We start from the raw sequence: 13,986 nt of genomic DNA, 5'->3' as shown, positions 1-13,986 counted from the left end.
GCCCGCCGCGCGCCCGGCCGTCCGGCGCCGGCGGCTGGGCTGGCCGCGGCGGGTGTTCGCGCAGGTCCTGCTGATGCAGCTGCTGATCGTGCTCGGGGTGACGGTGCTGGCCACCGGCCTGTTCCTGGCACCGCTCAGCGCCCAGCTGGACGACCAGGCCATGCGGCGGGCGCTCGCCATCGCCGAGACCACCGCCTCCACCGACCTGGCGGCCGATCTGACCGCCTCCCGGCCCAGCGCGACCGGCCCGGTCCAGCGGGAGGCCGAGCGCATCCGGCGGGAGACCGGCGCGGAGTACGTGGTGGTGATGGACCGCTGGGGAGTGCGCTGGTCGCACACCGACCCGGCGCAGATCGGCCGGCCCGTCTCCACCGACCCCAGCGCCGTGCTGGCCGGCCGGGACCTGATGGAGATCGACAGCGGCACCCTCGGCCGGTCGGCGCGCGGCAAGGTCCCGCTGCGGGACCAGGGCGGCACCATCGTCGGCGCGGTGTCGGTCGGTATCGAGTACGACAGCGTCCGGGCCCGGCTGCTGTCGGCCATCCCCGGGCTGCTGGCGTACGCGGGCGGGGCCCTGGCCGTCGGGGCGCTGGCCGCGTATCTGATCTCCCGGCGGCTCCAGCGGCAGACCCATGACCTGGCCTTCTCCGATATCTCCGCGTTGCTCGCCGAGCGCGAGGCGATGCTGCACGGCATCCGCGAGGGCGTGCTGGCGCTGGACCGGTCCGGCCGTATCCGGCTGATGAACGACGAGGCGCAGCGGCTGCTGGGCCTGGGCCCCGAGGCCGCCGGGAAGCCGCTGGACGAGGCACTGGGGGCAGGCAGGACTGCCGAGGTGCTGGCGGGGCGGGTCACCGGCGAGGACCTGGTGACTGTACGCGGTCAGCGGGTGCTGATCGCCAACCGGATGCCCACCGACGACGGGGGCGCGGTGGCCACCCTGCGGGACCGCACCGAGCTGGAGCGGCTGGGCCGCGAGCTGGACGCCACCCGGGGGCTGATCGACGCGCTCCGGGCGCAGGACCATGAGCACGCCAACCGGCTGCACACCCTGCTGGGGCTGCTGGAGCTGGAGCTGTACGAGGAGGCGGTGGAGTTCGTCACCGAGGTGGTCGGCGTGCACCGGGCGACCGCCGAGCAGGTCACCGAGAAGGTCCGCGACCCGCTGCTGGCCGCGCTGCTGGTCGGCAAGGCGACGGTGGCGGCGGAGCGCGGGGTCGGCCTGCGGATCGCCCCCTCGACCCTGCTGCCGGACCGGCTGGTGGAGCCGCGGGAGCTGGTGACGGTGGTGGGGAACCTGGTCGACAACGCGGTGGACGCGGCCGCCGGCAGCCGTCAGGCGCGGGTGGAGGTCGAGCTGCGGGCCGAGGACGGCCGTACGGTGCGGCTGCGGGTCGCGGACAGCGGCCCGGGCGTGCCGGCCGACCACCGGGAGCTGGTCTTCACCGAGGGCTGGTCCACCAAGGACCGCCCGGCACACGGCGGACGGCGCGGACTGGGACTGGCCCTGGTACGCAGACTCGCCGAGCGGCAGGGCGGTTCGGTGACCCTGGCGGAGGCCGAGGCGGGCGGCGCGGAGTTCACCGTCATCCTCCCGGAGGCCCTGACCGACCCGACCGCCCCCGCCGCCCTCAGCGGAACCGATGGCCCCCTTGGCGGAACCGATGCCGCCCTCGGCGGAGCCGATGGGGCCCTTGGCGGAGCCGATGGGGCCCTTGGCGAGCCCGGCGACGCCCCCGGCGAGCCCGGCGACGCCCCCGGCGGCCCTGATCAGGTCCCTGCCGGACCGAGGCAGGCCGCCGCCAGACCCAGTGTGGGTCCCGGCGAGCCCGGTCAGGCCCCCATCGGAGCCGGCGAGGCCCCCGGCGGGCCGGGCGAGCCCGGTAAGACCCCCAGCCGCCCCAGCGACACCCCCGGCGGACCCGGTCAGGCCCTCGCCGAACCGGGGCGGGACCCCGCCAGACCCGGCGACACCCCCGGCGAGCCAGGTCAGGCCCTCGCCGAGCCGGGGCAGACCCTCGCTGAACCGGGGCGGGACCCCGCCAGACCCGACGACACCCTCGGCGGAGCCGGCGAAGCCCCCGGCGGGCCGGGCGAGCCCGGTAAGACCCCCAGCCGCCCTAGCGAGGCCCCCAGCCGCCCCGGCGACGCCCCCGCCGAACCGGGGCGGGACCCCGCCAGACCCGGCGACGTCCCCGGCGAGCGCGGTCAGGCCCTTGGTGGACCCGGTGAGGCGCCCGGGGGACCCGGCGAGACCGCCGCCGGACCCAGCGGCGTCCCCCGCAGGCCAGGCGAGTCCGGTCAGGCCTCAAGCCGCCCCGGCGACACCCCCCTCAGATCCCCCGTACCCGTACCACCGTCCGTGCCGGCATCCGCACCGCGCTCCCCCGCTTCCCCTCCCACCCCGCCCGGAGGTGCGCGGTGATCCGGGTCCTGGTGGTGGACGACGACGTCCGGGTGGCCAAGGTGAACGCGGCGTACGTCGGCAAGGTGCCCGGCTTCACCGTGGTGGCGCTGGCCCACTCGGCAGCCGAGGCCCTGGCCCGGCTCGCCGAGCAGCCGGTGGACCTCATCCTGCTCGACCATTACCTCCCCGACGGCGACGGGCTGGCGGTCGTCCGGGAGCTGCGCCGACGCGGCCACCACACCGACGTGATCATGGTGACGGCGGCCCGGGACGTGGCCACCGTGCAGGCGGCGCAGCGCCATGGCGCGCTCCAGTACCTGGTGAAACCGTTCTCCTTCGCCGGGCTGCGGCCCAAACTGGAGGCCTACGCGGAGCTGCGCCGCACCCTCGATGTCGGCGGCGAGGCCGAGCAGGCCGAGGTGGACCGCATCTTCGGCGCCCTGTCGGCCCGCTCGGCGGCCCCGCCCGATCTACCGAAGGGCCACTCGCCCACCACGGCCGAACTGGTCCGGCAGGTGCTGCTCACCGCCGAGGAGCCGCTCTCCGCCCAGGCGATCGCCGAGCGGGCCGGGATGAGCCGGCAGACCGCCCAGCGGTATCTGAAGCTCCTGGAGCGGGCGGGCCGGGTGGTGCTCTCGCTCCGCTACGGCGAGACCGGCCGCCCCGAGCATCGCTACGCCTGGGCGTCACCCGGCTGACCGACGCCCGGGCGACCGGTGGGCGGACGACCGCTCAGACCGCCCCGGCCCCCGTCAGCGCCCGCACCTCGGTCTCGGCGTGCCGCTGCTCGTCGGGGGGCTCGGGCGAGGTGGCGGTGCCCAGCCAGCCGGCGAGGAAGCCGAGCGGTACGGAGACGATGCCCGGGTTCTCCAGCGGGAAGAGGTGGAAGTCCACCCCCGGGAAGAGCGCCCCGGGGCTGCCCGAGACCACCGGCGAGAACACCACCAGCAGCACCGCCGGCACCAGACCGCCGTACACCGACCAGACCGCCCCCCGGGTGGTGAACCGCCGCCAGAACAGTGAGTACAGCAGCACCGGCAGATTGGCGGAGGCGGCGACCGCGAAGGCGAGGCCGACCAGGAAGGCCACGTTCAGGTCGCGGGCCAGCAGCCCGAGCCCGATGGCCAGCGCCCCGACCAGCGCGGCGGCGACCCGGGCCACCGCCACCTCGCTGTGCCGCTTGCGGCCGGGGGCGCGGCGCATCGAGGCATAGAGGTCATGGGCGACGGCCGCGGAGGAGGCCAGCGTGATCCCCGCGACCACGGCCAGGATGGTGGCGAAGGCGACCGCGGCGACCACCGCGAACAGCACCGCTCCCCCGGTGGAACCGGCGCCTCCGCCGAGGTCCAGGGCGAGCAGCGGTACGGCGGTATTGCCGGCCGCGTTGGAGGCGCGGACCGCGTCGCTGCCGACCAGCGCGGCGGCCCCGAAGCCGAGCACGATGGTCATCAGGTAGAAGCCGCCGATCAGGCCGATGGACCAGACCACCGAGCGGCGGGCGGCCTTGGCGGTGGGCACCGTGTAGAACCGGGACAGGATGTGCGGCAGCCCGGCGGTGCCCAGGACCAGGGCCAGGCCGAGGCTGACGAAGTCCAGACGGGCGGTCCAGTCGCCGCCGTAGCGGAGCCCGGGGCCGAGGAACGAAGCACCGTGGCCGCTGCGTTCGGCGGCGCTGGTGAGCAGCAGCCCGATGTCCCCGTGGAAGCGCAGCAGGACCAGGACGGTGAGGGTGATCGCGCCGGCCATCAGCAGCACGGCCTTGACGATCTGGATCCAGGTGGTGGCCCGCATCCCGCCCCAGGAGACGTAGATCACCATCAGCGCGCCCACGCCGATCACGGTCCAGGCGCGTGCCGCCTCGCTGGTGCCGCCGAGCAGCAGGGCGACCAGGCTCCCCGCGCCGACCATCTGCGCCACCAGGTAGAGCACCGAGACGGTGACCGAGGAGGTACCCGCGGCGATCCGCACCGGGCGTTCCCGCATCCGGGCCGCGAGGACGTCGGCCAGGGTGAACCGGCCGCAGTTGCGGACCAGTTCGGCGACGAGCAGCAGCACGACCAGCCAGGCGACCAGGAAGCCGACCGAGTAGAGCATGCCGTCGTAGCCGAAGAGGGCGATCAGCCCGGAGATGCCGAGGAAGGAGGCCGCGGACATGTAGTCGCCGGCGATGGCGAAGCCGTTCTCCATGGGCGAGAAGAGCCGCCCGCCGGCGTAGAACTCCTCGGCGGAGCCGTGCCGGCTGCGGCTGACCCAGCTGGTGATGGCCAGGGTGACCGCGATGAAGACGCTGAACAGGACCAGCGCCAGGGTCTGGTGGTCGCCGGTCATCGTGCCGCCTCCCCGCCGGTCGCGGTCGCCGGGCGGCCGGGCAGCGGCTGGAGCGGCAACCCGGCCGCCTCCCTGGCCACCTGCCGTACCGCCGTCACCGGCCCCGGCCCACCCTGCCCCGGCACGACCGGCCCCGGCCCGCCCTGTACCGGCACGACCGGCCCCGGCACGACCGGCCGCGGTGCGACCGCCTCAGGGGCGGCGGCACCCGCGGCGGGCCACCCGGGCGCCGCCACCTGCGCCGAAGCCGCCGACTCGGCCCCGTACCGCTCGGCCCCGTACTGATCGGTCCCGTACTGATCGGTCCCGTACCGCTCGGGCTCGTACTGCTCGGTCCCGTACCGCTCGGAGGAGTACGGCTGGGGTGCGTAGGGCTCCGGGGCGTACGGCTCCGGGTCCGCGTACCCCTCCGGTACGTACGTCCGCGGCCCGTACATCTCCGGTACCGACGCCTCCGGCGCATACGTCTCCGGCAGGCGCTCCTCCCGCGCGTACGGCTGCTCCTCCTCGTCCCGCGGCCGTTGCGCGGCGGTCCGGCCCTGGTCGAAGACGGTCCACCGCAGGTCAAGCGCGGCCTGGTCCCGATGGCGGCCGGCGTGCCGGACATACGCCCAGGTCAGCAGGAAGGTGGTGAGGAACTGGCCGAGCCCGGCCAGCATCGCCACGTTCACCGCGCCGAAGACCGGCCGGGACATCAACTCCGGCGCGGCGGTGGCCGCGACCACATAGCTCAGGTACCAGAGGAGGAACCCGGCGGTGGCGGGCACGACGAACCGCCGGTAGCGGCTGCGCACCTCCTGGAAGGCGGCGCTGCGGTGCACCTCCAGGTAGATGTCGGCGGCGCTGCGGGGGTGCGGCGGGGCCGGTTCCCTCCGGGCACCCGGGACGCCCGGGACGGCCGGTCCGCCGGTCCCGGCCCCTTCCCCCCATTCGGAGGCCAGCGCGTCGTACCACGGGTCATCGATCACCGGTCAACTCTCCTTGTCAGCGAACCGTTTCGGCCGCGTGCACAAGGATGGACAGACCGGGACGCTCCCGACCCCCGATCCAGGGAGTCTTCACCCCATCAGGTGACCGGAACCCGGGAACCGATCCGGCCCGGAACCGCGTCGGCGGTTCCGGGCCGGATCAAGGAGCATGACGGGCACGACGGAGCGTTCCCGTACGGATCAGGCGTCGATCCGGGAGCGGTCCATCGTCGCCGCCGAGCTGGTGATGAACTCCTTGCGCGGGGCGACCTCGTTGCCCATCAGCAGGTCGAACACCTGCTCCGCGCCGTCCAGATCACCGATGTTGATCCGGCGCAGGGTGCGGTGGCGCGGGTCCATGGTGGTCTCCGCCAGCTGGTCGGCGTCCATCTCGCCGAGGCCCTTGTAGCGCTGGATGGAATCCTTGTAGCGGACGCCCTTGCGCTCGAACTCCAGCAGGGTCTGCCGCAGTTCGTTGTCGGAGTAGGTGTAGACGTACTTGTCCTGGCCCCGCTTGGGCTGGATCAGCTCGATCCGGTGCAGCGGCGGCACCGCGGCGAACACCCGGCCCGCCTCGACCATCGGGCGCATATAGCGCTGGAACAGGGTCAGCAGCAGGCAGCGGATGTGCGCGCCGTCCACATCGGCGTCGACCAGCAGCACGATCTTGCCGTAGCGGGCCGCGTCGATGTCGAAGGTGCGGCCCGAGCCCGCTCCTATGACCTGGATGATCGCCCCGCACTCGGCGTTCTTCAGCATGTCCGAGACGGAGGACTTCTGGACGTTGAGGATCTTGCCGCGGATCGGCAGCAGCGCCTGGAACTCGCTGTTGCGGGCCAGCTTGGCGGTGCCCAGGGCCGAGTCGCCCTCGACGATGAACAGCTCGCTGCGCTCCACGTCGTCGCTGCGGCAGTCGGCGAGCTTGGCGGGGAGGGAGGAGGACTCCAACGCGGTCTTGCGGCGCTGCGCCTCCTTGTGCTGGCGGGCGGCGATCCGGGTACGGGCGGCGGCGACGGCCTTGTCGAGCACCGCCCGGGCCTGCGCCTTGGCGTCCCGCTTGGTGGAGGTCAGGAACTCCTTCAGCTCCTTGGCGACCACGTTGGCCACGATCCGGTTGGCCGCGGAGGTGCCGAGCACCTCCTTGGTCTGGCCCTCGAACTGCGGCTCGGCGAGGCGGACGGTGACCACGGCGGTCAGCCCCTCCAGGGCGTCGTCCTTGACGACGTCGTCCTCGGCGACGCGCAGCAGCTTGGCCGAGCGCAGCACGTCGTTGACCGTGCGGGTCACGGCGCGCTCGAAGCCGCTGACATGGGTGCCGCCCTTGGGGGTGGCGATGATGTTGACGAAGGACTTCACCGTGGAGTCGTAGCCGGTGCCCCAGCGCAGCGCCACGTCCACCCCGAGCTCCCGGGTGACCTCGGTGGGGGTCATATGGCCGCGGTCGTCGAGGACCGGGACGGTCTCCTTGAAGGTGCCCTGGCCGCTGAGGCGCAGCACGTCGCAGACCGGCTTGTCCTGGGCCAGGTACTCGCAGAACTCGCTGATGCCGCCGTCGAAGCGGAAGGTCTCCTCGCTGACCCCGGCGCCCTCCGCGCCCCCGGTGCCCTCGGTGCCGCGCTCGTCGCGGACCACGATGGTGAGGCCGGGCACCAGGAAGGCGGTCTGCCGGGCGCGCTGGTGCAGATGGTCCAGGGAGAGCTTGGCGTCCTTGAGGAAGATCTGCCGGTCGGCCCAGTAGCGCACCCGGGTGCCGGTGCGGTCCTTGCGCACCCGCTTGCCCTTGACCAGCCCGTTCCCCGGGTCGAAGGGCGCGTCCGGCCCGGATTCGGTGAAGATGCCGGGCACACCTCGGCGGAAGCTGATGGAGTGGGTGGCGCTGTTGCGGTCCACCTCGACGTCGAGCCGGGCGGAGAGCGCGTTGACCACGGAGGCGCCGACGCCGTGCAGGCCGCCGGAGGCCGCGTACGAGCCGCCGCCGAACTTTCCGCCGGCGTGCAGCTTGGTCATCACGACCTCGACGCCGGAGAGCCCGGTCTTGGGCTCGACGTCGACCGGGATGCCCCGGCCGTTGTCCCGGACCTCGACCGAGCCGTCGTCGTGGAGCAGGACCTCGATGCGGTCGCAGTAGCCCCCGAGGGCCTCGTCGACCGAGTTGTCGATGATCTCCCAGAGGCAGTGCATCAGGCCGCGGCTGTCGGTGGACCCGATGTACATTCCGGGTCGCTTGCGGACCGCCTCAAGCCCCTCCAGGACGAGCAGGTGCCGCGCGGTGTAGTTGGAACCGTCACGGTCTGCGGTCAGCAGCGCACTGGACGGCACGGACGTATCGGCGGTCACGCGGTTCGCTCCTCGCTGAATTTGGGATAGGGCCTTGGTGGGTAAGGCCGGACGGCTGTCGCCGGATCAGAGCGTACAGAGGCCTGGTAGAGCGGTTGTCACGCCACCCACCGCGACGTTCATGCTAGTCCACGCTCGCATGTCTGTTCGATCGCTCGATGGGGTGACGTGGACATCACGTTCCCTTCGAGGCATGAACCATTTAGGCTCCGGGCACGTCCTCTTGCACAACCGGCAACCGCCGGGAGGGCGTAAGACGTAAGCAACGCGAAACCCGTAGAGCACAGCAATACGGCTCATTCGCCGCCAACCGTCGGCAGACAACCCCCTCGGAGGGAAACTTTCGAGGAAAAGCCACGAGCGGGAACGTTTTCGGCCTGGTTGGATGTTGACCCTGGTACGACAGCTCGTCGAGCTAGAGAAGAGGCGACGTGACTACTGTTCTGACCCCCGCGAGCCCGCTGACGGCCGCCGACCGCTGCGACCGCTGCGGCGCCCAGGCTTATCTGCGCGTCGTGCTGACCAGCGGTGGTGAGCTGCTCTTCTGTGCCCACCACGGGCGCAAGTTCGAGCCGGAACTCAAGAAGATCGCTTCGGAAATACAGGATGAGACGGACCGGTTGACCGCCGTGCCGGGCGCACCGGAAGAGGAGCGCTGACACTCGCATCCCCGACGAGCCAGGGGCCGGTCCCGGACCGGCCGACGGGCGACCACCTCCCTCCCGGAGGCGGTCGCCCGTTCTCGTACCCCCACCCCGGCCGCGTCGGCCGCCCCTGACCGGGTCGGCCACCCTGACCGTGTCGGCCGCGCGAGCCTGAACGCTCGTACGGGCCCGAGGCCCCCGTCCGCCCTCCCGCATGGGCACCGGAGCCCGCTCAGGGCCGTGGGAGCCGCCAGGAAGCCCCGTACGGCCCCCTGGACAGGCTCCATACGGCCGCGCCAGGCCCCGTAACCTCCCCAGGGCCGCCCTCCCCGCCCGGTGCGCCCGTCAGCCCGCCACAGCCCGCCACAGGCCCACACTCGTCACAGGCCGGCACAGGTCCACACTGGTCCGCCGAGGCCCCGCCCTCGTCCGTCGACCCCTCGGCCACCGGACCTTCGTCCACTGGACCCTCCTTCACCGGGCCCCCGTCCGCGGCCCCCGGCCACCGGGCGCTCGGCCACCGGGCTCTCGTCGGCCAAGCCCCCGGAGGACCCACCGGCCCTCGTCCGCTGGCCCCGGGGGCCCTCCGGCCCCTCCTCCACCGACCCCCGGCCCACCGCCCCGCGGGTCGTCACGGCTCGTCCGGGAGCACCGCCGACAGCCGGGTGTACACGCCCGGGGCGTCCGCCTCGCCGCAGCCGCTTCCCCAGGACACCAGGCCGATCAGCCGGCCCCGGGCCACCAGCGGGCCGCCGCTGTCGCCCTGGCAGGCGTCCCGCCCCCCGGCCGGGTCGCCCGCGCAGAGCATGGTCGCGGGCAGATAGCCGCCGCCGGATTCCGCCGGGTAGGCCCGGGCGCACACCGCGTCGTCCAGGACCCGCACCTGGGCGGCGCGCAGCGCGTAGGCGTAGGAACCGGAACCGGTGGTGTCCCCCCAGCCGTAGACGGCGGCGCGGGTGCCCGCCCGGTACGCCGGGTCACCCGCCTTCGCCGTCTCGATGACGTAGCCGCGCGGCAGCGCCGTCTCCAGCGTGACCATGGCGAAGTCGCCCGCCTGGGTGGCCGGGTCGTAGGACGGGCTGATCCAGGTGCCGGTGACCGCGATCTCCACGCCGCCGGAGTCGCGCAGTTCGGTGCGGCCCGCGATGACCCTGAGGTCGGTCAGCTCCTTGGAGTCGGTGCCGAGCACCGAGGGGCCCAGGCAGTGCGCGGCGGTGACGACCTTGGTGGGAGCCACCACCACTCCCCCGCAGAACTGGCCGGCCCGGGTACCGCCGAACCGGTCACGGCTGGAGAGGGCGACGACCCAGGGGCTGTCCTCGGCCCGGACCGGCTGCCCGCCGACGACGACGCTGTCGGCGGCCGCCGGAGTGGTCGTGCCGAGCGGCAGGACGGCCGCGGCCATGAGGGCGGCCAGCGGGGCCGCGCACTCCCGGGCCGTCCGCTTCCTCCAGCTGGTGGTCCGGCTGATGGTCCGGCTGATGGGGCGACGCATACGGTCTCCTTACTCTCCGGTGGACCAGCTTCACCCAGGGTCACGCACTACGCCGTCTGCCGCACCCCCGGAGCACGGCCGAGGCCCGGCTCCCTGGCGGAACCGGGCCTCGGCGGGGGCGTGGCGGGGAGGTATCGGCACGACGAAGCCGCCGCCCGGGGCAGAACCCTCGGGCGGCGGCTTCCTCGCAGGTCACCAGCGTGCGCGCGGCGCGGGCGGCGGACCGCCCCCGCGCGCGGCGGGATCAGTCCAGGTAGTCGCGGAGCACCTGGGAGCGGGACGGGTGGCGCAGCTTGGACATGGTCTTGGACTCGATCTGGCGGATGCGCTCACGGGTGACCCCGTAGACCTTGCCGATCTCGTCCAGCGTCTTGGGCTGGCCGTCGGTCAGACCGAAGCGCATGGACACCACACCGGCCTCGCGCTCGGAGAGCGTGTCCAGGACCGAGTGCAGCTGCTCCTGCAGCAGGGTGAAGCTGACCGCGTCGGCCGGCACGACCGCCTCGGAGTCCTCGATCAGGTCACCGAACTCGCTGTCGCCGTCCTCGCCGAGCGGGGTGTGCAGCGAGATCGGCTCACGGCCGTACTTCTGGACCTCGATGACCTTCTCGGGGGTCATGTCGAGCTCCTTGGCCAGCTCCTCCGGGGTGGGCTCGCGGCCCAGGTCCTGGAGCATCTGGCGCTGGACGCGCGCGAGCTTGTTGATGACCTCGACCATGTGCACCGGGATGCGGATGGTGCGGGCCTGGTCGGCCATGGCGCGGGTGATCGCCTGCCGGATCCACCAGGTGGCGTACGTGGAGAACTTGTAGCCCTTGGTGTAGTCGAACTTCTCGACCGCGCGGATCAGACCCAGGTTGCCCTCCTGGATGAGGTCCAGGAAGAGCATGCCGCGGCCGGTGTAGCGCTTGGCCAGCGAGACCACCAGGCGGAGGTTGGCCTCCAGCAGGTGGTTCTTGGCGCGGCGGCCGTCCTCGGCGATGATCTCCAGCTCGCGCTTGAGCTTCGGGGCGAGCTTGTCGGAGTTGGCGAGCTTGTCCTCGGCGAACAGGCCGGCCTCGATCCGCTTGGCGAGCTCGACCTCCTGCTCGGCGTTGAGCAGCGGGACCTTGCCGATCTGCTTCAGGTAGTCCTTGACCGGGTCGGCGGTGGCACCGGCGACGGCGACCTGCTGGGCGGGCGCGTCGTCCTCGTCCTCGTCGGAGAGGACGAAGCCCTTGTTCTCGCCCTCGGCCTCCTCGTCCTCGCCCTTGCCGGGCGCGACGTCCTCCAGCAGCTCCTCGGACTCGATGACCTCGTCGGCGTCCTTCTTGCCGCCGGTGGTCTTCTTGGCCGCGGTCTTCTTGGCGACGGTCTTCTTCGCCGTCGCCGCCTTCTTGACGGCGGTCTTCTTGGCGGCCGCCTTCTTGGCGGGGCTGCCGGCCTCGTCGGCCGGGACGTCCGCGCCCGGCGCCGCTGCCGACGCGGCGGGGACGGACTTCGCCACGGCCGTCTTCGCGGTGACGGCCTTGGTGGCGGTGCGCTTCGCCGGACTCTTCGCTGCGACGCTCTTGCGGGTGCGCTTCGGCTCCGCTGCACTGACCATCAGCGTCACACCCTCTTCCTCGAGGATCTGATTGAGGCTGCGCAGGACATTCTTCCACTGGGTCGGCGGAATCTGGTCGGCTTCGAAGGCCCGACGCACGTCATCGCCCGCGATCTGTCCATCAGCCTTTCCCCGCTCGATGAGCGCCATCACAGACTCGGACTCGGCGATCTCCGGCGGGAGCGTACGGGATGTGCTGGCCGACACGAACAACCTCTCGGAATGATGGGAAACGGCTTCCGGCGCCGCCCGTGATCGGGTCGGTGCCGACGACCGTCGGCGGGGAGTGTGCCGACGACGCGGGCTGAACCTCGGAGCTGCACAGCGCCGTCCACGGCGGCTGTATTCCTTCCTCGGCCATCACCTCTTAGGTCATCGCAGGGCTTACGGGAGCGTTACGCCCAATCCGCGTGGCCCGAGTCACACCGCATACCCGGCGAAAGCGCACAGAACGGGAGTTCGCCCCCAGTTCGACTCCCTCCGGGCGACCGATCCGACCGCGCCCCTCCTCGGAACCCGCCCGGAAGCCCGACCGGAGACCTGCCGGAACCGCAGCCGAGCCGCCCCGGCCTGACCAGCGACCCGGCCGAGTGGCACTCCGTGCCCCGGGCTCTCCGCCGCCAGGTGATCCGCCGCGCGGGGCCCGTCCCGGACTCCGCGGTGAGGTTCGACCGCGCCATCCGTGCTCCGGACCCACCCGGGGGTCCACTCGGGTGAACCCTTCGGGCGACGTCCCCCGCCTACCCCCGCCGGATCCGCGTACACACCCCTGCCGGCGCCCGCCACGCCCCCGTTCCGGGCCGTGTGTGCCTTGGGGACCTTGGGGACCTTGGGGACCTTGGGGACCTTGGGGACCTTGGGGACCTTGGGGACCTTGGGGACCTTGGGGACCTTGGGGACCTTGGGGCCTGGTGGCCTCTTGGTGGGCCATGTGGCCTTGGGGCCGTCCTCGCCCCTTGGCCCATCGCCGGCGGGGGCCTTCGAGTAGGCCCTCCGACCCCCGAAGCGCCGCCTCGGCGGCTTCGACCACCCAAGGACACCCTCCGGGTGCCTTCCGCGTACTCCGCGTACTCCTCGTACTCCGCGTACTCCATGCACTCCGCCGAGCGCTTCCCGGTACGCGGGCCGGGCCCGGGATCGGGATCCCGTACGCGGATCAGGCCCCGATACGCGGACCAGGGCCCGGGTACGGGGCTCGGGTCCGGCACGCGTGGCCGACCGATGCGCCCCCGTACACGGTGGGGCGCGTCCGGGTTGCCGGGTCGGGTGGGGTCGGGTCAGTGCTCGCGCGGCGCGGGGACGACCCGCTCGACCTCGGGGTGGACGGTGAGCAGCTGGCGCATGGCCGACTCGGCGGCGGTGCCGTCCCCGGCCGCCAGGGCGTCCACGATCCGCGCGTGGTGCGCGACGCAGCTCTCGCTGGGGCGGTCGCAGCCGGTGGCCGGGGCGCCGGACACCTGGAGAGCGGCGGAGACGATGCCCGACAGATGCTCCAGCATGCGATTGCCGGCGAGCTGGATCAGCAGGGCGTGGAACTCGGTGTCGGCCCGGGAGAAGGTGATCGCGTCGCCCTGGGCGAGCGCATGGCCCATGATCTCGACCATGTCGTGGAGGCGCTGCTGCACCTCCTCCCGGCCGTGCCCGGCGGCGAGACGGGCGGCCAGCGGCTCGATCGTCCAGCGCAGCTCGCCGAGTTCACGGCGCTGGTCCTCGCGCTGCGGGCCGAAGGCGCGCCACTCGATGATGTCCGGGTCGAGCAGGTTCCAGTCGCTGACCGGGCGGACCCGGGTGCCGACGTTGGGGCGGGCACTCACCAGTCCCTTCGCCTCCAGCACGCGCAGCGACTCGCGCACCACGGTGCGGGACACCTCGAAACGCTGGCCGATCTCCTCGGGTACCAGGGGGCGGTCCGCGCCGAGGTCGCCGGAGACGATCATCTGGCCGAGCTGCTGGACGAGTTGGCCGTGCAGACCGCGGCCCCGGCTGCCGGTCGCCCGGCGGCCCATCCGGCCCAGCTCGGTGTCGGGCCCCTCCCAGGCGGGCGGCGCCATGCGATCGGCGGCAGGGCCCTCGGGGTAGGGGTAACGGTCCAGGGCGCCGGGCGCCGTGAGGCTTTCCACGGGGCGGGCGGCGGCGGTCATCATCGTGTGCGCAAGGGTGTTCACGCATCCTTTGTCGGCGTCGGTTCCACGCCCCTTGAGGTCTTTAGTGAAAAGCACACG

At 72.9% G+C, this 13,986-nt stretch carries 7 protein-coding genes and 2 pseudogenes; 3 read left to right on the top strand and 6 right to left on the bottom strand.

Features of this window, described 5'->3' with window-relative positions; all coding sequences use genetic code 11:
- Positions 1–73: 73 nt before the first annotated feature.
- Together ABZ945_RS09025 and ABZ945_RS09020 are read left to right on the top strand one after the other, a co-directional pair.
- Positions 74–1,624: pseudogene (locus ABZ945_RS09025) on the top strand (sensor histidine kinase); the annotation flags it as partial.
- Between the two features lie 797 nt (positions 1,625–2,421).
- Positions 2,422–3,105 (top strand): response regulator, encoded by a 684-nt coding sequence (locus tag ABZ945_RS09020; protein WP_361266180.1) that lies wholly within the window; start codon positions 2,422–2,424, stop codon positions 3,103–3,105.
- 34 nt (positions 3,106–3,139) lie between these two features.
- On the opposite strand, the gene ABZ945_RS09015 is transcribed toward ABZ945_RS09020, so the two are convergent.
- From ABZ945_RS09015 to ABZ945_RS09005, 3 genes and pseudogenes are all read right to left on the bottom strand, one after another.
- Positions 3,140–4,735 (bottom strand): cation acetate symporter, encoded by a 1,596-nt coding sequence (locus tag ABZ945_RS09015; protein WP_361266178.1) that lies wholly within the window; start codon positions 4,733–4,735, stop codon positions 3,140–3,142.
- 542 nt (positions 4,736–5,277) lie between these two features.
- Positions 5,278–5,703: pseudogene (locus ABZ945_RS09010) on the bottom strand (DUF485 domain-containing protein); the annotation flags it as partial.
- Between the two features lie 201 nt (positions 5,704–5,904).
- Positions 5,905–8,040: a DNA topoisomerase IV subunit B gene (locus ABZ945_RS09005; RefSeq protein ID WP_361266176.1), complete on the bottom strand. Its 2,136-nt coding sequence runs from the start codon at positions 8,038–8,040 to the stop codon at positions 5,905–5,907.
- A gap of 431 nt (positions 8,041–8,471) precedes the next feature.
- On the opposite strand from ABZ945_RS09005, the gene ABZ945_RS09000 reads away from it, so the two are divergent.
- Positions 8,472–8,699: a hypothetical protein gene (locus ABZ945_RS09000; RefSeq protein ID WP_248631104.1), complete on the top strand. Its 228-nt coding sequence runs from the start codon at positions 8,472–8,474 to the stop codon at positions 8,697–8,699.
- A gap of 616 nt (positions 8,700–9,315) precedes the next feature.
- On the opposite strand, the gene ABZ945_RS08995 is transcribed toward ABZ945_RS09000, so the two are convergent.
- From ABZ945_RS08995 to ABZ945_RS08985, 3 genes are all read right to left on the bottom strand, one after another.
- The gene (locus ABZ945_RS08995) at positions 9,316–10,089 is read right to left on the bottom strand and encodes a serine protease (protein ID WP_361266398.1); all 774 of its coding nucleotides are present in this window, start codon (positions 10,087–10,089) and stop codon (positions 9,316–9,318) included.
- A 334-nt stretch (positions 10,090–10,423) separates the two neighbouring features.
- Complete coding sequence (locus ABZ945_RS08990) at positions 10,424–11,971, bottom strand: RNA polymerase sigma factor (RefSeq protein WP_361266173.1); 1,548 nt, start codon at positions 11,969–11,971, stop codon at positions 10,424–10,426.
- Between the two features lie 1,070 nt (positions 11,972–13,041).
- Positions 13,042–13,983 carry a FadR/GntR family transcriptional regulator gene (locus tag ABZ945_RS08985; protein WP_361266171.1) on the bottom strand — a complete coding sequence of 314 codons (942 nt, stop codon included), beginning with the start codon at positions 13,981–13,983 and terminating at the stop codon, positions 13,042–13,044.
- Positions 13,984–13,986 lie beyond the last annotated feature (3 nt).

This window comes from Streptomyces sp. NPDC046887 (assembly GCF_040644755.1).
Lineage (GTDB): Bacteria > Actinomycetota > Actinomycetes > Streptomycetales > Streptomycetaceae > Streptomyces > Streptomyces lichenis.
This window is presented reverse-complemented; position numbering and strand designations above follow the sequence as displayed.

Coding starts and splice junctions, on each gene's coding strand:
- ABZ945_RS09015 (WP_361266178.1), bottom strand. CDS start 4,735: ATGACCGGCGACCACCAGACCCTGGCGCTGGTCCTGTTCAGCGTCTTC.
- ABZ945_RS08995 (WP_361266398.1), bottom strand. CDS start 10,089: ATGGCCGCGGCCGTCCTGCCGCTCGGCACGACCACTCCGGCGGCCGCC.